This window comes from Marivita sp. (assembly GCF_965656765.1).
Lineage (GTDB): Bacteria > Pseudomonadota > Alphaproteobacteria > Rhodobacterales > Rhodobacteraceae > Marivita.
This window is the reverse complement of the sequence record NZ_CBFHLV010000018.1, coordinates 26,753-48,544: the sequence shown is the minus strand read 5'-3', so window position 1 is coordinate 48,544 and position 21,792 is coordinate 26,753. Positions and strand designations below refer to the sequence as shown.

20 protein-coding genes are annotated in these 21,792 nt (G+C 57.7%); 7 read left to right on the top strand and 13 right to left on the bottom strand.

Features of this window, described 5'->3' with window-relative positions:
* The 7 genes from ACTG4M_RS07455 to ACTG4M_RS07425 all read right to left on the bottom strand — a co-directional run.
* A partial coding sequence (locus tag ACTG4M_RS07455) for a transposase (RefSeq protein ID WP_439123021.1) occupies positions 1–325 on the bottom strand: 325 nt, incomplete at its 3' end.
* Positions 322–1,245, bottom strand: a complete 924-nt coding sequence (locus ACTG4M_RS07450; RefSeq protein WP_439123020.1) for a hypothetical protein — start codon at positions 1,243–1,245, stop codon at positions 322–324. The genes ACTG4M_RS07450 and ACTG4M_RS07455, both read right to left, overlap by 4 nt.
* Positions 1,246–1,275: 30 nt before the next feature.
* On the bottom strand, positions 1,276–1,602 hold the full coding sequence (locus ACTG4M_RS07445) for a hypothetical protein (protein ID WP_439123019.1): 327 nt from the start codon (positions 1,600–1,602) through the stop codon (positions 1,276–1,278).
* Between the two features lie 410 nt (positions 1,603–2,012).
* Positions 2,013–2,333: a c-type cytochrome gene (locus tag ACTG4M_RS07440; protein ID WP_439123018.1), complete on the bottom strand. Its 321-nt coding sequence runs from the start codon at positions 2,331–2,333 to the stop codon at positions 2,013–2,015.
* Positions 2,334–2,419: 86 nt separating this feature from the next.
* On the bottom strand, positions 2,420–3,640 hold the full coding sequence (locus ACTG4M_RS07435; RefSeq protein ID WP_439123017.1) for a vWA domain-containing protein: 1,221 nt from the start codon (positions 3,638–3,640) through the stop codon (positions 2,420–2,422).
* 3 nt (positions 3,641–3,643) lie between these two features.
* Complete coding sequence (locus ACTG4M_RS07430; RefSeq protein WP_439123016.1) at positions 3,644–4,750, bottom strand: AAA family ATPase; 1,107 nt, start codon at positions 4,748–4,750, stop codon at positions 3,644–3,646.
* A complete protein-coding gene (locus ACTG4M_RS07425) occupies positions 4,747–5,451 on the bottom strand; it encodes a hypothetical protein (protein WP_439123015.1) in 705 nt (234 codons plus the stop codon). The genes ACTG4M_RS07430 and ACTG4M_RS07425 overlap by 4 nt, the downstream gene beginning before the upstream one ends.
* 99 nt (positions 5,452–5,550) lie before the next feature.
* Here ACTG4M_RS07425 and ACTG4M_RS07420 point away from each other — a divergent pair, with 99 nt between their 5' ends.
* From ACTG4M_RS07420 to ACTG4M_RS07405, 4 genes are read left to right on the top strand one after another with little or no spacing between them, the layout of a single operon-like run.
* A complete protein-coding gene (locus tag ACTG4M_RS07420) occupies positions 5,551–6,207 on the top strand; it encodes an ABC transporter ATP-binding protein (RefSeq protein WP_439123014.1) in 657 nt (218 codons plus the stop codon).
* Complete coding sequence (locus ACTG4M_RS07415; protein ID WP_439123013.1) at positions 6,204–8,600, top strand: FtsX-like permease family protein; 2,397 nt, start codon at positions 6,204–6,206, stop codon at positions 8,598–8,600. The genes ACTG4M_RS07420 and ACTG4M_RS07415 overlap by 4 nt, the downstream gene beginning before the upstream one ends.
* The gene (locus ACTG4M_RS07410) at positions 8,590–9,630 is read left to right on the top strand and encodes a lipocalin-like domain-containing protein (RefSeq protein WP_439123012.1); all 1,041 of its coding nucleotides are present in this window, start codon (positions 8,590–8,592) and stop codon (positions 9,628–9,630) included. Before ACTG4M_RS07415 ends, ACTG4M_RS07410 begins: the two co-directional genes overlap by 11 nt.
* Positions 9,623–10,177 (top strand): pyridoxamine 5'-phosphate oxidase family protein, encoded by a 555-nt coding sequence (locus tag ACTG4M_RS07405; protein WP_439123011.1) that lies wholly within the window; start codon positions 9,623–9,625, stop codon positions 10,175–10,177. Before ACTG4M_RS07410 ends, ACTG4M_RS07405 begins: the two co-directional genes overlap by 8 nt.
* 208 nt (positions 10,178–10,385) lie before the next feature.
* On the opposite strand, the gene ACTG4M_RS07400 is transcribed toward ACTG4M_RS07405, so the two are convergent.
* Both ACTG4M_RS07400 and ACTG4M_RS07395 read right to left on the bottom strand, forming a co-directional pair.
* Positions 10,386–10,991 (bottom strand): nucleotidyltransferase family protein, encoded by a 606-nt coding sequence (locus ACTG4M_RS07400; protein WP_439123010.1) that lies wholly within the window; start codon positions 10,989–10,991, stop codon positions 10,386–10,388.
* An 8-nt stretch (positions 10,992–10,999) separates the two neighbouring features.
* The gene (locus ACTG4M_RS07395; protein WP_439123009.1) at positions 11,000–13,420 is read right to left on the bottom strand and encodes a GcvT family protein; all 2,421 of its coding nucleotides are present in this window, start codon (positions 13,418–13,420) and stop codon (positions 11,000–11,002) included.
* 147 nt (positions 13,421–13,567) lie between these two features.
* On the opposite strand from ACTG4M_RS07395, the gene ACTG4M_RS07390 reads away from it, so the two are divergent.
* Positions 13,568–15,982 (top strand): GcvT family protein, encoded by a 2,415-nt coding sequence (locus ACTG4M_RS07390; RefSeq protein WP_439123008.1) that lies wholly within the window; start codon positions 13,568–13,570, stop codon positions 15,980–15,982.
* Between the two features lie 23 nt (positions 15,983–16,005).
* On the opposite strand, the gene ACTG4M_RS07385 is transcribed toward ACTG4M_RS07390, so the two are convergent.
* The 4 genes from ACTG4M_RS07385 to ACTG4M_RS07370 all read right to left on the bottom strand — a co-directional run bounded on the left by ACTG4M_RS07385 (position 16,006) and on the right by ACTG4M_RS07370 (position 19,997).
* Entirely contained in the window at positions 16,006–17,322 is a 1,317-nt protein-coding gene (locus tag ACTG4M_RS07385) for an HlyC/CorC family transporter (RefSeq protein WP_439123007.1), read from the bottom strand.
* 68 nt (positions 17,323–17,390) lie between these two features.
* Positions 17,391–18,317 carry a site-specific tyrosine recombinase XerD gene (locus tag ACTG4M_RS07380; protein WP_439123006.1) on the bottom strand — a complete coding sequence of 309 codons (927 nt, stop codon included), beginning with the start codon at positions 18,315–18,317 and terminating at the stop codon, positions 17,391–17,393.
* A complete protein-coding gene (locus ACTG4M_RS07375) occupies positions 18,314–19,858 on the bottom strand; it encodes a hypothetical protein (RefSeq protein WP_439123005.1) in 1,545 nt (514 codons plus the stop codon). Before ACTG4M_RS07375 ends, ACTG4M_RS07380 begins: the two co-directional genes overlap by 4 nt.
* Positions 19,848–19,997, bottom strand: a complete 150-nt coding sequence (locus ACTG4M_RS07370) for a hypothetical protein (protein WP_439123004.1) — start codon at positions 19,995–19,997, stop codon at positions 19,848–19,850. The genes ACTG4M_RS07375 and ACTG4M_RS07370 overlap by 11 nt, the downstream gene beginning before the upstream one ends.
* Before the next feature lie 90 nt (positions 19,998–20,087).
* Here ACTG4M_RS07370 and ACTG4M_RS07365 point away from each other — a divergent pair, with 90 nt between their 5' ends.
* Positions 20,088–20,678, top strand: coding sequence for a shikimate kinase (locus tag ACTG4M_RS07365; protein WP_439123003.1), 591 nt, complete (start codon positions 20,088–20,090; stop codon positions 20,676–20,678).
* Positions 20,675–21,787 carry a 3-dehydroquinate synthase gene (gene aroB, locus ACTG4M_RS07360; protein WP_439123002.1) on the top strand — a complete coding sequence of 371 codons (1,113 nt, stop codon included), beginning with the start codon at positions 20,675–20,677 and terminating at the stop codon, positions 21,785–21,787. Before ACTG4M_RS07365 ends, aroB begins: the two co-directional genes overlap by 4 nt.
* Positions 21,788–21,792 lie beyond the last annotated feature (5 nt).

Genomic DNA, 21,792 nt, shown 5'->3' with positions numbered 1-21,792 from the left:
ACGGGACCTGGACGGCCAAGGTCTTTTGCCTGCGGCACAGCGTGGAAAAGTCCGGCACGGGCCAGTCCAGGCCGGCCAGTCGCAGCAGGCTGGCCACCATTCCGGCGGTCTGGCGCAACGGCAACTTGAACAGGACTTTGATCGATAAGCAGAACTGTATGGCCGCATCGGAAAACACCGCCGGACGTCCGGGTCGACCGTCACGCGGCGCGTGCCAGGTCATGTCCTTGTCGACCCAGATGAGCAGAGACCCCCGCTTCCTGAGCGACGCGTTGTAGCTGGACCAGTTCGTCGTGCAATAGCGGGCGGGAGATGGCTTGCTCATGCACCGCGTCTAACGCCATGGATTCGCGAAGTGAATCCTTCGTCGTCAGACTTTTGCAACAACGCCCATTGGATGTATCCATAGGGCGCATCGTTCTTGATGCTGATGATACAGGGGTCTTGGTCACACAGGTATTCATAGAACTGTAGGTCATTGCGCAGTGCGTTGCCTGTGTAATCCATCAGGCAGTTCTTGAACCGTTTGGCAGCATTTTTTAGCTCACCTACTGTTGCAATATGTCTGAGGTGAGGATGGCTCACTACAGGTTCTGGAAACCACGCTTTGTTGAACTTGTTCTGAATTATTCGTTGGGCTGAAAATCCTCGGTCAAACTGCTTGGCTGCATCCGTCCAAATTCGGGGATCTTTGTGCTCACTATGGTTCAAAAGAATCCAAGCATTTTTGAACTGATGAACACCTCTTGGGCTTGAAAAATGCTGTGCGTAGCGAAAACTGTTCAGTGGTGTAGGCAGTGTATGCAAGATATCAATCAGCCGCTCATCAATCTGCGTGTAACCATTCAGAAAGCGATGGTCGTCTGGATTGTTGATTAGATGCTGGTGCAACCGAACATAGTAGTCTGCATCTTGCGCAAACGGGCCAGTTTTCCTCAGTGCTAAACGAAAACCATTTGGCACAGTGCCATATGCATCTTGCAGCAGTTGGCGATTGGATTGTGTCAGTAGTTTTTGGCGAAACTGTGGTATGTCCTGAATTTCATCTGTTACTCCAAGAACGGCGTTCCACACTTGGCGTTTCAGTGCTGGTGCTGTCACATACTTCACTCCCAGCGCGTCTGAAAAAAATATGCATCGCACTCTATTGGAAAGATTCCGTGCAAAGTACTTCATCAGATGTTGAATGGATTCTGCATCTGGTGTGTCTTGATACTGCTCAAAGGTGCTTTCCCATTTCGTCATAGTTCCCTCGCAATTTTGGTTGGAGGGTAGCTATGCTTGGCTTTTGTAAAAGCAATGCGACGAGATGGTAGAATTTTGAAAATTGTCTGGTGATGATGGCTCCAAGATGAGGGGGTATTTTGAAAAATATTTGCCTGCAAAGCTGCTGATTTTGAACCAAACCTGTTTCTTCATCTGATAGATTTCATCTTGCCTGCTGGTTTGCATAGTCGGTGTGTCCGCAGGCGCGAACAAAAGCATCAGCTCGGATGTATGATTGGCGGTCGCTGTTGATTTTTGTGCGGCGCGATTAGCTGCGTGGTTTTTTTGCGTCTGCACTTTGAACGGGTTTGGTTGCGCGGGATGCTGGTTGTTCATCCCCGTGTCTGCAAACTGTGCTGGTTCGGTAGGTGCAAGCGTTGCGATGTTTCCACATTCGTCATCTTCACAACTTGACTTGGCTCATTGGTCTGAGGTGAAGATGGTTTTGTGCGTATTTTGTGTTTTTGGTCGCAAGATTTGGTTCAAGCATACTTGCTTTTGCGGAGTGAGGCAGGGCGAAGACGATGAGCTAAATAATTGTAAATAATATATTTTCCCTTATTTTTCAGTTGTTCTTCGTTTCGGCGAAAAATCGTGCTTGGGGATTCAAAATCCCCCGCCTTCACGGGCGTGCGAGTTCGAGTCTCGCCTTGGGCACCACCTAACCTTTTACCAGATAACCATTCCATTCGTCCGGAAACAGCGGCCGCGGTGCGTCGGCTGCAGCACGCGACCGGTGGCAGCGATTACTCCTCCAAGGACGCGATATACGCGACCATGTCGTCGATGTTTCCGCCGATCATATACTCGGAATAACGCGGCATATCGGCATGAATCGGCGTCACGATGCGTTGCCGGATTTGCTCGGGGGACCGGTAGACGGCGATTGCAGCAAAGCTAGGTGGGTCTTGCTTGAAGGCACCACCCGGATCGATGGCGTGACAGGCCGAGCAATATTCGGCGGCGATCTGCTGTCCCATTTTTACGTTGCCATCCTGTGCGGCCAGTGGTGGCGCGAGGAGCGGGACCAGCAGGCTGGCCCGAAGAAGGTGTCTGTGCAGAGTCATGAGCGCATTCCTTTGGCAGGGTGGAATGCACGAATGCTATGCTTTGAATGGCGCTACGGCAAAGGAATTGCGGCGATGGGACGTGATTAGCGGTCCATCACAAGCAACGTCCCAAAGGACGGAGCCTGCCGAACAGGGGACGGGACGGCCCAGATCACATCGTAGCGGGGTATGGGCGGCAGTGGCGCATCAAGGTCCGTCAGGATGATCAACACCGACGGGTCAAGCCGTCGTCCGGTCGCAAAGACAGGTGCTAGATCAGTGCCGCCACCACGCCGCATGTCCAACTGCTTCAAACTCTCCAAGCTGTCGAGCCGTGTCTGGCTGTGGATGTCAGTGTCAAACCCGAATAGATGACATTCGGCCCCGCTGCGCCGTTGGATGCCCATTGCTTCGGCGGCAAACAATTCAAGCTGGGTGTCCGTGACCGAACTCGAGGTGTCTACGGCAATGACAATACGCGGGCGTTGCAAATCCCGGGCAAGGCCGGGTTGAAATGCGGGTGCAGTTGAGTCGGTGATCTGTGCTTGTGCCTCTTGCGCGATCCAGCGGGAGGCGGGGCGTTTGTGTGACAGGCGCAGTACATCGCTGACCGCTTTTGCCATTAACCGGCGCAGGCGTTGTTCCCACGGGATAGTTGCATGCGGCAGATCGCCAAAGCGGATCAGCGCCGGGCCGATGCCGACGCCTGCCGAACGCCCCAAGTCCAAAGCTTGATCGACGCGGTTGGACCAAATGTCGCTTTGGGTTTCGAACTGACCTCTGCTGCTCAAATCCGGGGCAAAGCGGCGTTTCATCATATAGTCATCGATGCTGGGATTGGTCTGGGACGGATCACCCTCAAGCGGTGCCGCCAAAGCGTGATAAAGGCGGTCAGTGTCCCAATCGGCAAGAATATTCGGGGCGATTGTATCGAGGCCCGGCAACAGCTCGATCACCTCTTTCGCGCGAACCGTAGGGCGTGGCAGGGCATGTCCCCCAGCAATCAAGGCTTCGTTTATGATCGCGTCGGCGGCCAATGCGTACAGCTTGGGTTTGAACTGACGCCCCAGGCGGCTGGCCATCTCGGCCTGTCGTGCACTGTGCCGTAGAGCCACGTGCATCACGTGATGCGCTGTCAGTCCGACCTGTTCCGGGATAGACAGATCTGTGAAGGACGGGCCGTAAAGTATTGTATCGCCGGTGGTTTCTGTCTGCCCGTCATGGTCGCGGTGGGTGCACCACAGCGCCAGCGCGGCAATGGCCGGGTCAACATCGCCCATCTGCGCAAGGGCGGCCCGGACACGGCGACTATGAAGTCCTGACATAGATCACAGCGCGCCTGCCTCGGTTCGCTCGTTCGCGTAATCGACATAGGCCGCCGAGTCACGAAACGCCTCTTGCAGACCTTGAGCCAGGGCCTTTCGGATCAAAAGCTCAAAACCAAAGCTGGTCAGTTCGCCCAAGGGCAACGATTGTACCTGTTCGGATTTGAGTGTGCGCAGATCCGCCATCACGTCGATCACATCGGGGATTGTTTCCGCATCGGTTTGCGCCACCAAACCATAGATCAACCCGACCAAACCATTCAACGTATCGGGATACAGATCAGCCCGTTGCGCACGGGGCGTGGCCAGCATGTCTTGCACTGTCACCATGGCGTCGAGTTCATCTGCAACCCGTGCGAAATCGGAAGCCGGGGCGACACCAATGGTTCCAGCGACCATTGTATCGCGGATGCGCCGGTTAGTCACAGCGTGCATGATCTGGCTAACCCGGTCCCAAGACCGTGGCGTACAGGCGATCATCTCGCCACGGCGCAGGCTATCTTCGGTGGTGTCCAGCAGGTCAGGCCGCGACCGTAGAAATGCTGTCACTGCCGGGTGAAGCGATTGGTCCACCGCATACCGTTCCAGCCAGTCCTTGGCATTCGCGGTCACATGAAGATGCACCAGCCGGTCCGATAGGGCGGTGCCCATCTCGTAGGCGACCGCGCCATCCTCGACCGTGTTGCCAGCTGCGACGACAAACACGCTGTCGGGCAGGGTGTGTCGCCCGACACGACGTTCCTGCAACAGGCCATAGACCGTTGGTTGCAAATAAGGCGACGCCGCGGTGAGCTCGTCAAGGAACAAAACGGCGGGTTTGTCGGTGTTGTCGGGCAAATCTTCGGGCCGATACCACAGCGTTTTCTGTGTTTCGTGGTCGTAATACGGCAAGCCGCGCAGATCCTGCGGCTCGATCGTGGTCAGGCGAATATCGTAGAGGTCAGCGCCGATCTGGTTCGCAAGCGTTTGAACCAATTGCGTTTTCCCAACGCCCGGTTTGCCATGTAGCATCCATGATGTGGTCAAAGACCCGTTGTCTTGCGCGTCCCATGCTACGCGCAGAACATCCAGCGCGTCCCCGGCCGAGACTGACTGTGCGTTGACGCTCATGCGGAGGCCTCGTGCGCAGTGGGTGTATTCAGCAGGGCCGCCAGACGGGCGTGCCCTGACACACCTCGCGCGTCGAATGTGGCCGACCGCAGGTAGACATCCTCTCGCAAATTAGCGTTGTGTAGGGCGCGTTCGGTAAAATCGGCATCAAACAGCTCTGCCCGGATCAGATCGCGTTCGATTGCATCCAGCGGCAAGACACGCGGCTTGCCATCGCTTGTTTGCACTGAAACCAGGGTCAGGGGCGTCACGTGCGCCAATTCCGATTGTTCGACCACAAGCATAAAGGTGCCGCTGGTCTGGCCACGATGCGCGGCAAGTTTGGTCAACAGTCGCCGGGCGCGGTAATTGAGCGTGTCCAGAACGCGCTCCGCGTCGTCCTCGGCCACAAGAGCTTCGCGTTTGTCAGCCGAGATACGCAGGACTTTCATTTCAAAGAATCCGATCACAATGATCATCGCCACGGGTGCTTGCGAAATCGGCAAAGCCAGATCGCGCCAGATGAACATTGCGGCCACAAAGGGTGACAACGCAATAAAATAACGGAGCGGTTCGTTCTCCATGATCACACGCGCAATCAGGCCAAACCCACCGCCCTTGGGCAGCAAGGCAATGCGGTGCAGGACTTTACGCGGGACCGATCCGGTCTCGAGCGCTTTGGGGTTCCAAACCGTATCTGGGGACAACACGAATACACTCATGCCATGCGAGTTAGCACCGCGCGGCCACGCGGCAAAGTGCGACGGTTCTTTTTACGCAACCGGGCTTTCCATTGTCGCATTGCGTGATAGCTCAGGCGCATGGTGTTGACTGTTCAGGACGTGACCAAATCCTACTCGGGCGCTGATGGTGATGTGCCCGTGCTGCGCGGTGTTTCGCTGTCGCTTGACCGGGGCGAGACGCTGGCGCTAACCGGCGAATCCGGTTCGGGCAAAAGCACGCTGTTGCACCTTATCGGCGGGCTGGACACGGTTGACGCTGGGTCGATCTTCATCGGCGGGCGAGAGATTACCACCCTACGCGACACGGACCGCGCGGCGTTGCGGCGGTCGGATGTCGGGGTGATTTTTCAGCAGTTCAACCTGATCCCATCCTTGACAGTTCAAGCCAATATCGCGTTTCAGGCTCGGCTGGCTGGGACGTTTGATGCGGATCACACGGCCCGTTTGTCACAGGCATTGGGCCTGACCGATCACTCGTCCAAATACCCTGAAGCGTTGTCGGGCGGGCAACAACAACGTGTCGCCATCGCCCGAACGTTGGCCGCGCGGCCCAAGCTGGTGTTGGCGGACGAACCGACTGGGAACCTTGACGAGTCAACGGCGGCGGATGTGCTTGACCAGATGCTGGCGCTTGTGCGCGAAACAGGCGCGGCGCTGCTTATGGTGACCCATTCCCAAACCGTTGCCCGTCGGATGGGGCGACACGTTCATCTCAGCCAAGGGCATGTGGTGTGATCTGGACGGTATTGACAGCTCTTTTGTCGCATTGGCGGCGCAACGGAGTGCAGTTTTTTGCGCTGATTAGTGGTCTTGCGTTGGCAACGGCACTTTGGTCCGGCGTTCAGGCTATCAACGCCGAGGCGCGGGCAAGCTATGACGCGGCAGCGGCCACTTTGGGTGAGGGCCAGTTCGATCAGCTTTTGCCGCGCTCTGGTGATGTGATCAACCAAGCAACCTATATCGCTCTGCGCCGCGCCGGATGGCAGGTGTCGCCCGTGCTTGAGGGGAGATTGGCAACCGATGCAGGGCCGGTGCGGATCATTGGGCTTGATCCCTTGACCGCGCCGGGAACGATTGCGCCAGTCGGTATGCAAGAGGGGGGGAACCTTGAAGATTTCCTAACGCGTGGGGTGATGTTTGCGTCCCCAGATATTGCGGACCGCTTGGATGGTTATGTGGCGCAAAGGGTGATCGCAGACCCGTCCGTGGCGCCCGGTGTGGCACTGACAGATATTGGTGTGGCGCAGGATGTATTGGCGGCTGAGCAAAAGTTAAGCCGTTTGATCATTGACCGCGCGCAACCAGTGGGATTGCCAGACATTGCGTCTATCGCGCGTGATCTGGTTCGGCAGCCCGCGCAAGACGCCGGAGCGGATCGGTTGACGGACAGTTTTCATCTCAACCTGACAGCCTTTGGTCTACTGAGTTTCGCCGTCGGCATCTTTATTGTCCATGGCACGATCAGCCTCGCGTTCGAACAACGCCGCAGCATGGTGCGTACGCTACGTGCACTAGGCGTGCCACTCAAGGCATTGATTGTGTTGATTATTGTCGAATTGTTTCTGTTCGCCCTAGTCGCAGGCGGACTTGGTGTCGCCTTGGGCTACGTGATCGCCGCGGTTCTCTTGCCGAATGTTGCAGCGACACTTCAGGGGTTATATGGCGCGACCGTCGCTGGCACGCTGCAACTTCGGCCGGAGTGGTGGCTTTCGGGACTGGCGATTGCTGTGCTTGGCACTGGACTGGCTGCTTCCGGAGCGCTTTGGAAGATTGCGAAGATGCCACTCTTGTCCAGTGCCCGACCACGCGCTTGGGCCGTTGCATCGGGGACAACGGCTTGGCGTTTGGGGGCCATCGCCGGTGCATTATTTCTGGTTGGCGCTGGCGTTGCCATCTGGGGACAGGGATTAGCATTCGGGTTCGTGCTCTTGGCCTGTATTCTGATTGGTGCGGCGCTGATCCTTCCGCTGGTGCTGCGAGGTGCGGTGACGCTTGCGGACACGCTGTCGCAAAGCGCTGTGTGGCAGTGGTTTTGGGCGGATACGCGGCAACAGGTGCCGGGTATGAGCCTCGCGTTAATGGCGCTCTTGCTGGCCACAGCAGCGAATGTGGGCGTGTCGACCATGGTGTCGAGCTTTCGTGTGACCTTTGTGGATTTCCTGGATCAAAGGCTTGGGCCAGAACTGTTTATTCGCATTCAGGACGAGGCGCAAAGCCCTGATCTTGAGGCTTATTTGATCGCGAACGCACGCGAGGTTCTGCCGCTCTTGTCGGTCGAAACAGACATCGCAGGAGTGCCCACCGACCTGTTCGGCGTTCGGGTTGGCCCAACCTATCGCGATAACTGGTTGTTTCTGGCACAAACGGCAGATGTCTGGGACCGCGTCCAACAAGGCGACGCGACTGTGATCAGCGAACAACTTGCCCGCCGGGCCGGCGTGTGGACTGGCGACACGCTCACAGTGGCCGAGGGTCTGACACTTCCCATCGCTGCGATCGTCGCGGATTACGGCAATCCGTTGGGGCAAGCGTTGATTGCGGAACCGGTTTTCCGTGACCTTTATCCGGATATGGTGCCCATGACGTTCGGTGTGCGCAGCGACACACCTGCCGCGATGCGGGATCAACTAACCCAAGACTACGGCCTACCAGAGGCGGCGATCACGGATCAGGCGCGGATCAAAGCGTTCTCGCTTGATGTATTTGAACGCACTTTCACCGTCACCGGGGCATTGAACGTCCTGACGTTGGCTGTGGCGGCTTTTGCGATCTTGATGAGCTTGCTGACCTTGGCCGCAATCCGTGTTCCGCAACTTGCCCCTGCATGGGCGCTTGGTCTCACGCGGCGCACATTGGGACGATTGGAATTGCTCCGCGCGGTTATCTTGGCGATGGTAACCACCGTTCTGGCAATCCCGCTGGGATTGCTGTTGGCGTGGGTGCTGTTGTCCTATGTGAATGTCGAGGCATTCGGTTGGAAACTGCCCATGTATCTCTTTCCCGGCCACTATACGCTGCTGACGCTTTTCGCGCTATTGGCGGCAGCGTTGGCGGCTTTATGGCCCGCGCTTCGGCTTGCTCATACGCCGCCGTCCGATCTGCTCAAGGTGTTCGCCAATGATCGTTAGAGCGTTGATCGTTTTTCTTTTCTTGCCCTTTCAGGCCATTGCGCAGGGGTTTGCCGGGTTGGGAACCGACGCCGATGGCTTTGCTGTGCCCATGCCCAACCCGCAATTTGATTTCCCGCAGGATCACGGCGCGCATCCTGATTATCGTATCGAATGGTGGTATCTGACCGCCAACCTGACTGATCCGGATGGCACCGCATACGGTGTGCAATGGACACTGTTTCGATCCGCGCTGGCGCCTGAAACCCGCAATGGTTGGACTGACCCACAGGTTTGGTTCGCGCATGCGGCCGTTACAACGCCCAAAAAACACTTCGTTGCGGAACGCATAGCGCGCGGCGGGATCGGGCAAGCCGGTGTGATCGTTGAGCCCTTTGATGCATGGATCGACGATTGGCAAATGGCGGGACCGTCCTTTGAAGATCTGACACTCACGGCGCGAGGGGCCGACTTCCTCTACACCCTTGACCTAAGCGCCAACGGCCCCTTGGTCTTTCATGGGCAAGACGGGTTCTCGGTAAAATCGGCGCAAGGGCAGGCGAGCTACTACTATTCTCAGCCGGCCTATGATGTGACGGGAAGGCTGACCCTGCCTGATGGTGAGATCGAGGTCACTGGCTCAGCTTGGCTCGACCGGGAATGGTCGTCGCAGCCATTGGCTGAAACGCAATCAGGCTGGGACTGGTTTTCCCTCTCCTTCGACAGCGGCGACAAACTGATGGGTTTTCTACTGCGCGAGGACGATGGCTCGTCCTTCTCGTCGGCCACATGGATTGCGCCGGATGGCACAACCACGGCCTATCCCGATGGCGCGTTCCGTGCGCAACCATTAGGAAGTAATGATGTGGCCGGGCGCGCTGTGCCAACCGAATGGGCGGTACAATTGCCGGATAAAGACATCGACGTGACGGTCTCCGCTCTTAATCCGAACGCGTGGATGGCGGTGTCCATTCCCTATTGGGAAGGGCCGGTCACCGTGACCGGATCGCACAGCGGTCGCGGATACTTGGAGATGACAGGCTATGAGTGACCACAACGATCTGGGCGCCTTTCTTGACCTTGGATGGCAGCGCCTGACGCGTGGTGTCGCCGATCGCCGTGCCGCTGCGCGGCATCCCGTATTTGCCACGGTTTCCCCGGAAGGCGCGCCCGAGGCGCGGACGGTCGTTCTGCGCGGAGCCAGCCGGGCAGACGGCACAGTCGAGGTGCATACTGATGGCGGGTCGGACAAGGTCATGTCTCTGCGCGCCAACCCGCTGGCGCAACTGATGATTTGGGATGAAAAGGCCAAGTTGCAAATCAGGTTGTCCACATCCGTTGACATCTCGCACGGCAACGCCGTTGTCGACCGATGGCAAAACGTGCCGGACGGTTCGCGCATCGCCTATGGTGCATCGCCAAAGCCGGGAACACCGATTCCATCTGCCGCTTCGTACACCAAGCTTGCCAGCCTTGATTGGTTCACTGTCCTGACCTGCCGAATCGAATCGATTGAGCTGATGCAGCTCGTCGATCCGCACAGGCGCGCTGTTTTTAAGGCTTCTGCGGGCTGGGCCGGAGAGTGGCGCGTTCCGTAGGGTCACTTTTCTTGATTTCAAAGATGGACCTGATCACAAAACAGGCATTTTTGTCTTGCTTTGAAGTGTTTCTTGAGTAGTGTATCCGCTACCGACGAAAGTCGCAGCAGTTATACAGTCGATTGCGCCCTTTTGAGGCAGCAATCGAAAGGAAATGGGACGGTAGGGGAGAGCCGTCCCATTTTTTTATCCGCAAACTTATCCACATTTACCTGTCGGGGTTGTTGGCCCGCCACAATGTCCATGCGTCTGGCGTGTCGAGATCGGTCAGCGCGTGTTCGGCGGGCAGGGGGACCCGAATAATACGAGAGCGATTGGCCTGCAGAATTGTCTTGGCCCCTGCGTCACCTGTCAGAGTCCGAAATTGCGAGATCAGATCCCGCGGAAAAATGACTGGATGCCCCGGATGTCCGGCCGAGCTGGTTGCCTGGACCAGAAACTCGCCGCTGGCATCGTCAAACGCACTTACAATTTGGCGCAGATCATCTGTTGTCAGGTCGGGCATATCCGCAGGTAGGATCATCATTCCGTCACAAGTCTTTGGCACTGCCTGCGCTGCACGCCGCAATGAGGCGGACATCCCGTCAGCGGCATCCGGCACCGGAACTTGAAGTACCGGCAGATCGACCAGGGTTTCAGCGCGTGCCATGGCCTCAACGGGTAGGGTGACCACCACAGTGTTGCTCACCGTCAAGGCACGTTCCGCTACGCTCCGTAGCAGGGGCACCCCGTCCACAAGCTCAAGCAACTTGTCCCGGTCGCCCATCCGACGACTGGCCCCGGCGGCGGGAATCACGATGGATATTTGGCTCATACCAAAGTTTAGCTGCGCATCTGCTCCCCGTCTGCGTCGTAGAGCGGTGTTGTGATCAGCGTGGCATCACACATCTCGCCCAAAATCTCGATTTGCGCCTTTTGGCCCTCCTGCGCGTGGGTGCGCGGGATCAGGCCAAGTGCAATGGATTTACCGGCATGATGCGAAAAGCCGCCCGAGGTGCAGAAGCCTTGTACAGCACCGTCGATCCATATCGGCTCGTAAGCCTGCACATCGGCGTCTTTCGCCGCAACGTCGAATGCGCACAGAATTCGGTCAGGGGGCGTGGCGCGTTCTGCCTCTGCCGCGGCGCGTCCAATGAAATCGGTGTTCTTGGACCACGCAATGAACCGGTCCATGCCTGTTTCTGCAGGGGTATAGTCTGGTGAAAACTCGGACAGCCACGAGCCAAAGAACTTATCCAGCCGGAGTGACATCATCGCGCGCATCCCGAAAGGCGTTATCCCCATCGGCTGCCCTGCTTGCCACAAAACATCCCAAAGCGCGCGCTGTTCCATGGCATCGACATAGATCTCGTATCCTAGACCACCGGTATAACTGACCCGTTGCACGATGGCGGTGGACAGGCCGATGGTCAGCTGCCGCACGTCAAGAAAACGCATGTCCGAGATATCTTCACGGGCCACGGCCTGTAGCAGATTCCGTGCTCGGGGCCCTGCGATCTGAAACCCTGTGCGCGGGTCTGAGATATTGTCGACTGTTACATCGCCTTCGGCCTCGTGGGGAGGGTGCGACTGGAACCAGCGCATGTGGTAGGCTTGCGCGCCGTAGGACCCGGTGATCTGGAAGTGTTCTGCTGAGAGGCATGATACGGTGAAGTCCCCGATCAGACGTCCCTGTGGGGACAGCATCGGCGTCAATGAGATACGACCATTTTGCGGTATCCGGCCTGCCATAATCCGATCCAGCCAAGAGCGCGCGCCGGGGCCTTGTACGTCATACTTGCCAAAGTTCTGAACTTCATTGATTCCAACAGCTTCGCGGACGGCTTTCACCTCGCGCGCGGTCGCAACCCACGCGTTGGATCGGCGGAAACTGGGGGTCTCATAGCGCGGCTCATCGGGCGCTGCGAAATAGTTCACGACCTCCAATCCATATTGCGCGCCCCAAACCGCGCCCATGTTGTCAAAAACATCATACATCGGTGTCATGCGCAGGGGCCGCGCGGCGGGTAGTTCTTCATTTGGGTAGCTAACGGAAAAGCGTTTTTGGTAGTTCTCAATCACTTTGGGCAGCGTGTAACCCGGCGTGATCCAGCGGCCATACCGGGCGACGTCCATCGCTGATACATCCCGTTCGCATTCGCCCTCGATCATCCATTGCGCCAGCATCAGACCAACACCGCCGCCCTGACTGAACCCGGCCATCACGCCACAGGCTGACCAGTAGTTGCGCAAGCCTGGTACCGGGCCGACCAGCGGGTTGCCGTCGGGTGCAAAGGTAAAGGGTCCATGAATCACCGATTTGACGCCCGCGCGTTCCAAGACAGGAAAGCGTTTGTAAGCGAATTCAATGCTTTCCTCGATCTTGTCAAAGTCATCTGGCAAAAGTTCATGCCCAAAAGTCCACGGTGTTCCATTGACGGCCCAAGGGCGGCAGGGCTGTTCGTAGAAACCGATACACAGCCCGCGCCCTTCCTGCCGCAGATAGCTTTCGCCTGCCGGGTCCATCACATGCGGGTGCTCGGTCTCACGTTCGTAGATCTCGGGGGTTTCATCCGTGACGATATACTGATGTTCCATCGGGTGCAGCGGCAGGTAAACCCCTGCCATCGCGCCGACTTCTCGTGCCCAAAGACCACCTGCGTTAACCACATGTTCCGCGTGGATCGTGCCTTTGTCAGTTACTACGTTCCACGTCCCATCAGGCCGCTGCATGGTTTCTTGCACCATCACATGGGTTTCAATCGTGGCCCCGCCCATCCGGGCCGCTTTGGCATAGGCATGGGTGGTGCCCGATGGATCAAGGTGCCCGTCCAATGGGTCGTACAGCGCACCAAGGATGCCTTCGGTGTTGGTGATTGGCGCGATTTTGGCGATCTCTTCGGGTCCGACGATCTGTGTGTCCAGCCCCATGTAACGATGCTTAGCGCGTTCCGCTAAAAGCATATCGAACCTGTCGCGGTTGTCGGCAAGCGTAATGCCACCCACATGGTGCAGCCCGCAGGACATGCCCGTGATCTCTTCGAGTTCCTTGTAAAGCCGGATCGTGTAGCCCTGCAGGGCGGCCATATTTGTGTCGCCATTCAGCGTATGAAACCCACCTGCCGCGTGCCAGGTCGAGCCGCTGGTCAGTTCCGAGCGTTCGACCAGCATCACGTCCGACCAGCCAAGCTTGGTCAGGTGATAAAGTACCGACACACCGACGACGCCGCCGCCAATAACCACCACCCGTGCCTGCGTTTTCATGCGATCTCTCCCTGATCTTCTGTGCCGACCTTGTGGCCGCGTTTCCTGTTGCGTCCTGCCGGAAAACGACATCCCGTGTCGGCTTGTGGCAACCACTTATCTCTTCGGATCGCAAGTGTGGGGCCAAATCGAACGGAGTCGCCAGCCATGAAAACTCACGCCCAAGCTGTTGTCATCGGAGGCGGTGTTATCGGCTGTTCGATTCTATACCATTTGGTAAAATTGGGCTGGACCGATGTTGTCCTTTTGGAACGCGACGAGCTTACCAGCGGGTCAACATGGCACGCTGCGGCCAATATCCACGGCCTTCACGACAGCACCAATATCAGCCGCATCCAGCATTACACGATGAACCTCTACAACCAGCTCGAGGCCGAGACCGGCCAAAGCTGCGGCGTGTTTCAGCCCGGGTCGCTTTATCTTGCACAAACCGAAGCCCGCGAACATCAGCTTCGTCTGCAGGCGGCCAAGGCCAAGCTGTATGGCATGAACTTCCACGAAGTCAGCCGCGCCGAGGCTGAGGTTCTCCATCCATTGGTGAATTTCGACGGCATTCGCTGCATCATGTATGAACCCGATGGCGGTAATGTTGACCCATCTGGCGTGACAGCGGCCTACGCTGCAGGTGCGCGACAAAAAGGGGCCGAGATCCATCGCTTCACACCTGTGACGGCAACCGACCAACAACCCGATGGCACATGGATTGTGCGTACTCCAAATGGCGATATACACACCCAATGGGTGGTCAATGCCGCCGGCCTTTGGGGGCGCGAGGTGGCGGCCTTGGCGGGGATCAAACTGCCGCTGCTGCCAACTGAGCACCAGTACTTCGTGACCGAGACCATTGCCGAGATTGACGCGATGGATCGCCGCCTGCCGTCGGTCGCCGACAGAGATGGCGAATACTATCTACGACAAGAGGGCAAAGGCCTGCTGGTCGGTGCTTATGAAAAAGACGTGCGCTTCTGGGCCGAAGACGGCACGCCGCAAGGATTTGGCCACGAGCTTTTCGCCGATGATCTTGAACGCATTGAAGACAACATGATGCGTGCCATCGACCGCGTGCCTGCAGTGGGCGAGGCTGGAATCAAACGTGTGATCAACGGCCCGATGATCTGGTCACCTGACAGCAACGTACTGCTTGGGCCGGTGCCCGAGAAACAGGGCTATTTCTGCTGCAACGGCATCATTCCCGGCTTTTCGCAATCCGGCGGTATGGGCTTGATGGTGGCGCAATGGATCATCGAAGGTGAGATGCAGTACGACATGTTCGCCTGGGACGTGGCGCGGTTCGGGGACTGGGCAGATGCAGCATTCACCAAAGCGCGGGTTGGCGACCAATACGCCCATCGTTTCAAGATTCATTTCCCCAATGAGGAACGCGAGGCAGGTCGCCCCGTGCGCACACGCCCGGTCTACGAGATGCAAAAAGACATGGGAGCGGTCTTTGGTCTGAACTACGGATGGGAACATCCGCTCTATTTCTCTAGCGATGTGTCCGAGACTGCGGGTTTCACCCGTCAGCCGTGGTGGGACGTTGTTGGTCATGAGGCCTGCACCTTACGCGATGCTGCCGGCATCATCGACATCTCAAACTTTGCCAAATACCGCGTGACAGGGCCGGGGGCCGAAGATTGGCTGAACGCCGTTTTCGCCAACCGCATGCCAAGCGAGGTTGGGCGGTCCTGCCTGACGCCGCTGATTGGCAAGCGTGGTGGCATTGCCGGCGATGCAACGGTCACGCGGTTGGCCAAGGATGAATTCTGGATCGTGAGTTCAGGCATGGCCGAGCGATATCAGAAACGTTTCTACGATGCGGTGCCGTTGCCAGACGGCACGACATTCGAGTCGCTCACCACCACGTGGTGCGGCTTCAACGTGGCCGGGCCGCAGTCCCGTGTACTGTTGCAACGGCTAACCAACACTTCGCTCGACACATCTGATTGGCCCTTCATGCGCTCCAAATGGATCGACATCGCGGGTGTTGATGTAATGGCCCTGCGCGTGTCCTTCACCGGAGATCTGGGGTGGGAACTGCATTGCCGCGCTGAGGATCAGGTGGCGCTTTACACAGCGCTTTTAGAGGCTGGGAAAGAAGTCGGAGCTGTACCGGTGGGCAGCCGTGCGCTCATGAGCCTGCGTATAGAAAAGGGTTACGGATCATGGGGCCGGGAATACAGCCCGGAATACTGGCCGCAGGAATGTGGGCTCGACCGGTTGTGCCGAACCGACAAGCCGTATTTGAACCGTGATGCAGTGTTGGCCAACATGGAAAAACCACCGCGTGAACGGATGGTGCTGCTTGCGCTGAATCGCGATGATGCAAATGCGTCAAACGCAGATGCCACGGGTGGAGAACCGATTTTCAAAGACGGTATCGGTATCGGACGGGTCAGTTCGGGTGCCTACGGCTACCATGTCGGGCTGTCTTTGGCGCTGGGATATATCAAAAACGCCCAAGCCGGTGATGAGGTCGAGGTTATGGTGCTGGGCCGTCCGCACCGAGCGACGATCCTTGGTAAGCCGCCATTTGACCCCGATGGTACACGCCTACGTGCATAAGTGTCGGTGTGCCCGCTGCTTGATCACTCGGCCGCCAACGGTCGGATCTTGAGCGCGGTGATACGGTTGTTATCCCGTGAGACGACTTCAAAGCGGAACCCGTGGAAGCTGAAACACTGACCTGTGGTCGGGATCATTTGCGCCTCGTGGATCACCAGACCGGCGACAGTGTTGGCCTCTTCGTCGGGCAAGGACCAGTCAAGTGCCCGGTTGAGATCGCGGATCGTCATTGCGCCGTCGATCCAGTAATTCCCGTCTTCACCGCGCTTGACTGCGTGATCGCCATCGGGGTCAAATTCATCGGTGATCTCGCCGACGATCTCTTCAAGTATATCCTCAAGTGTGATCAATCCCTGCAACGCACCGTATTCATCCACAACCAAAGCAAAGTGGGTGCGACGACGCAGGAATTGACGCATCTGATCGTCAAGTGAGGTGCTGTCAGGGATGAAGTACGGCTTCATCGACACATCCGCGAATTTGAAGCTGCTCATCGCTTCGGCTGGTTTGTCGCTTTCCTGCATGAACTGATACATCGCGCGGAACAGGTCTTTGGCGTGCACCACACCGATGATGTTCTCGGGATCACCGCGAAAGACGGGCAGGCGGGTGTGATTTGATTCAAGGCACTGGCGCAAAATGTCCTGTGGATCGTTGTCAGCGTCGATCATCTCGATGCCTGAACGGTGCAACATGATCTCTTCGACCGTGCGATCGCTCAGATCAAGCGCGCCCAGGATGCGGTCTCGGTCCTCTTTTTCGACAACTCCTTCGGAATGGCCCAATTGCAGTGCGCCCGCGATCTCTTCGCGCACGGCCAGGATATGGCTGTCGGGGTCGGTCTTGACCCCAAAGACACTCAGTACACCGCGCACCAACACCCGGACCGCGCCAACGATTGGGGAAAAGACCTTGATCACCAAGGCAATCACCGGTGATACGCGGCTCGCGGCGGTTTCGGGGTTTGTGATGGCATAGGTTTTGGGCAGCACTTCGGCAAAGACCAGCACCAGCACAGTCATCACCAACGTGGCAAGCGCCACGCCGGATTCGCCAAAAAGTCGGGTGAATAACGCGGTGGCCAGCGATGTGGCGAGGATGTTGACAAGGTTGTTGCCCAGCAGGACCGACCCAATAAGCCGTTCGTTGTCTTCGGTGATATCAAGCGCGCGGTCCGCCCCTTTGGAGCCTTTGTCGGACATTGACCGCAACTTGCCACGCGATGCGGCGGTCAATGCGGTTTCCGAGCCGCTGAAGAAAGCCGACAGCACAAGCAAGCCAATGATGGCCGAGGACGTGATCCAGAAAGCGGCGTCAGCCGCGGGTATTGCGGGTTCCATGAGATCCAACGTTTTGAAAACTTGACAAGGTTATGGGGTCAGCGTCCGGCGCGTTCAAGAGCCGTGGTCTAGTCGCGCGCCATTGGGTGGTGATCCAGCACCAACTCTTTCAGACGTTCTTCCAGAACATGGGTGTAGATTTCGGTGGTAGAGACATCGGCATGGCCCAGAAACGTCTGGATCGCCCGCAGATCGGCGCCATTGGCCAGAAGATGTGTGGCAAAGGCGTGGCGCAGCGTATGGGGCGTGACCTTGGATGGTGATACGCCGCCTTCGACAGCCAGTTCCTTGATTAGGATGTAGAACGCATGCCGCGTCAGATGCCCCGACTTGCCACGCGATGGGAACAAAAAGGCCGACGCGGGCTTGCCATCGGTGCGGGCGGCGTCCTCCATTTCTTCGCGGGTTTTCAACCAATCACGCAAGGCTGCGCGGGCAGGTGGTGACAGCGGCACCATGCGTTCCTTGTCGCCTTTGCCACGGATCAAGAGCATACGCGGATCACCCTTGGCAGACGAGAGCGGCAGCGAGACCAGTTCGCTGACCCGCATGCCTGTCGCGTATAGCAGTTGCATCAGGCAGGTGTTGCGTTCCTTTTCCGCTGGACTGCGCCCATGCGCTGTGGCGGCGTCAAGCAGGCGGTCCACCTCTTCGGTGGATAGTGTCTTGGGCAGGCGTTTGTCGCGGCCCGGTCCACTGATCTGCACTGCTGGATTGTCGGCCCGAAATCCTTCTTCAAAGCAAAAGCGGTACAGCTGTTTGATGGCAGACAATCGCCGTGCGCGCGTGGATTTCGCCAAGCCTTGTGTGTCGCAATGGATCAGGTAGTTCTCGACGTCCACTTTTCGTGCGTCGGTCAAGGACGACCCTTGACTGCTCAGCCAGTCGGTAAAGTCCGCCAGGTCGCGGGCATAGGCCAACTGCGTGTTGGTAGCGGCCCCGCGTTCGGCGGCTTGAGCATCCAGAAATGCCGCGATCCAGTGCCGGTCACTCATCGCCGTGCGCCTTCCATTTCAAGTATCGCCAGTTGCAGCGCTGCGCGGCGGGCAGTGTCTTCCAGTCCAAAGGCGCGCAGGGTGCTAAGTGCTTCCGCAACATCATCATTGCCATTAGCGCCGCTTTCGAACCTATCGATGGCCGACAGCAATGCTTCGCCCAAACGGTTTTGGCCGGGCAGGTTTGCCAGTTCATTTGGTGCTTGGGTTGGGGACGACCAAGGGGCAGCCAAGGCAGCGGCGTGAGGAACATCCGACGGGATGGCACTCGGAGCCTGTCCCATTGCGATGGAGGCAAGGAATTTGTGCTGGGGATCGCTGCTATCGGAAAGGGCCGCCGCTGTGGTTTCGTAATCGTCGGACAGCAATCCAGCAAGCGCAGCAATGTCTTTGGATCTTGCCGACAAGGGTAGGCCATCAAGCTGCGTAGCGAAGAGATTGGAAAACGGCACCAAAAGCCCGGCACTGCGCATCTGGGGCCAGACTTTTTCCAATGCGGATGACACCGCACCAGGGTCACGCGTGGTCAATGCCGTGTCAAAGCGTTGCAACGCCTCGACCCGGTCCCAGATCCCGCCGGAGGCTGCGCGCTTTTGTGTGGTGTAGACGCCCAAAAGCTGGTTGCCGTCTATAGCACCTGCGCGCGCCAACCGTTCTGCCGCTTGCAATTGCGCCCGCCAGCCGGAATCACCGGACAGTTCAACCACTGCGAACGGAAGGGGCAAAGGTGTTGTCGGCAATGCCTCTCCGATGGCTTCGAACAAGCGGAATTGCAACGGAGTTGGTCTGACAAGTGGTCTGAGTGGCGTGGCGTTTTCTGCGTATTCTGGATCAAGAAAGCGCAGCAACAAAGCTTCGTCCAGGTCCGACAGTTGGCCAAGCGCCGAAGCTGTCTGGTAAATCGTCATGGCGCGCGGGAAGTCACCGCTCCGTGTGGCGCACCAGATGCGGGTCGGTAAGTCGTTGCTCAGGCTCGGAGTGTCGTCCAGTACCCGACAGAGCGCTTCGTCAGTTCCGGTCAGCAAAGCCAGGTCGAAGGACAGATCAAACAACTGCGGCGTCAGATCGCCCACTCGCTCCATCAATGCTTCGGCCGGCAAGACCATACCATGACGAGACAAAAGCGCGGCCCGTGCGTGTAAAAGCGCCTCACCTTTGCTGGCGCTCGGCGTCTCTGCTTCAGCCAGCATCAGAATATGAAGCAACGCGTTGAGGGCGGGTATCGACGGACGCCGGGCTTGGTAACGGTTGATGGCTGCAATCAGATCAGCCTCGGAACTGCCTTTCCAGAGCGTTGGGGGCAGGCCAGTTACAGATGTCGGCAACAGGCCTACGCCTCCAACGCTTGGTGCGTCCAGCGACTGCACCTCGACATCGGGCACAGCTGCACTTTGGGCGACGGGGCTTTCTGGCGGTACGGTGACAACGGACGGCGCGTTTCGCTGAACGGCCAGCCAATCAATGGCCGATAGCGGCGCTTCCTGCGCCCAAGCAGGCAAAGCGGCGCAGGCTAAGATCAAAAGAGGTCGTTTAATCTGCATCCAGCGTCACTGGTTGTCTGACTTCAGTTTGTGGTGGCGAAAAATCAGCGCCGAAAAAAGGGCCCACATAGGCATATGCCACCAGCGCCACAGCACCGATGATCACCAAATAGATCAGCCATTTTATGATACGTCCCATGACGATCCTTGCCCTGCCTCGATGATTTTTTCCAAGTTATAACTGGCCTTTTGCCTAAGATCACGTCATTCAGCGTCCGATGTCAAAAAATTGGCGGCACTTGGCCGAGATACAAGGGCAGCGTCGGGGACAATGCAGGCAAGACTCAAGAAAACGGTGGTATTGGTCGGCATGATGGGTGCCGGTAAAACCGCAGTTGGCAAAGCGGTCTCTGCAATGCTGCGCGCGCCTTTTCTCGATTCGGACGCTGAGATCGAAAAAGCCGCCAATATGACCATCCCCGAGATTTTCGAACGCGACGGAGAGCCATTCTTTCGCTTGAAGGAACGTCAGGTGATCTCGCGCCTGCTCGACCGGCAACAGGGTATCTTATCGACTGGCGGCGGCGCTTACATGTCCACTGAAAACCGTGAGATCATTTCGGAAAAAGGGGTCGCGGTTTGGCTGAATGCTGACCTTGACCTGTTGTGGAGCCGGGTGAAACACAAAGACACGCGGCCCTTGTTGCGGGTGCCCGATCCGCACGGCGCGTTGTCAAAGCTCTACAATGAACGGGTTCCGATTTATGCCAAAGCCGATCTGGCCGTCCGGTCCGAACCGGGGCTTTCGATAGATGATATGGCATCACGCGTGGTCGAAGCACTCAAGACCCGCCCTGATGTATTGGAGGTTCAAGAGTGATTGAAACCGTTCACGTCCCGCTCGAGGGCCGCGCCTACGACGTGCGCATCGGACCAGACCTGCTTTCCCGTGCAGGGGTCGAGATTACACCTCTGCTCAAACGTCCGCGTGTGGCGATCGTCACGGACACGCATGTGGCAGACATTCATCTTGAGGCTTTGGAAACTGCGCTGTCTGCCGAAGGGATTACGTCGGTCAGCCTGACCTTGCCCGCTGGGGAGTCCACCAAGGGATGGCCTCAGTTTGAGCGCACTGTTGAATGGTTGCTTGATCAGAAGATCGAACGCCGTGATGTGGTCATCGCTCTTGGCGGTGGGGTGATCGGCGATCTGGTGGGCTTTGCTGCCGCTGTGTTGCGTCGTGGTGTTCGGTTCGTCCAGATCCCCACATCGCTTTTGGCGCAGGTCGACAGTTCGGTCGGCGGCAAAACCGGGATCAACGCACCGCAGGGCAAGAACCTGATCGGCGCATTTCATCAGCCTGCGTTGGTGCTTGCGGATATATCGGTTCTCAATTCGCTGCCCAAGCGGGATTTCCTTGCTGGCTATGGCGAGGTCGTCAAGTACGGACTACTGGGGGACGCCGCGTTTTTCGATTGGCAAGAACAGAACGCGGGTCGCATCAGCGAACGCGACCCTGACGCGCTGGCCTATGCGGTCAAACGTTCGGTAGAGATGAAGGCCGAGATTGTTGTTCGGGACGAGACCGAGCAAGGGGATCGCGCGCTTCTGAATCTTGGCCATACGTTCTGCCATGCCCTCGAGGCGGCAACGGGCTATTCGGATCGGCTGTTGCACGGCGAAGGTGTTGCAATTGGCTGTGCACTTGGATTCGATCTGTCCGCGCGCCTCGGCCTATGTTCACAAGAAGACCCAAGCCGCGTGAGTCAGATGCTGTCCGAAATGGGCATGAAGGTGAGCTTAGCCGATATCGACGGCGATTTGCCGGACGCTCAGGCGCTGCTTGACCTGATGGGACAAGACAAAAAGGTCATCGACGGTCAACTTCGCTTTATTCTGGCGCGTGGCATTGGTGACGCGTTTGTGACCTCAGACGTGCCATCGGACAGGGTGCTGCAGCTTTTGCAGGATGCGTTGTCAGAGAGATAGAAAAA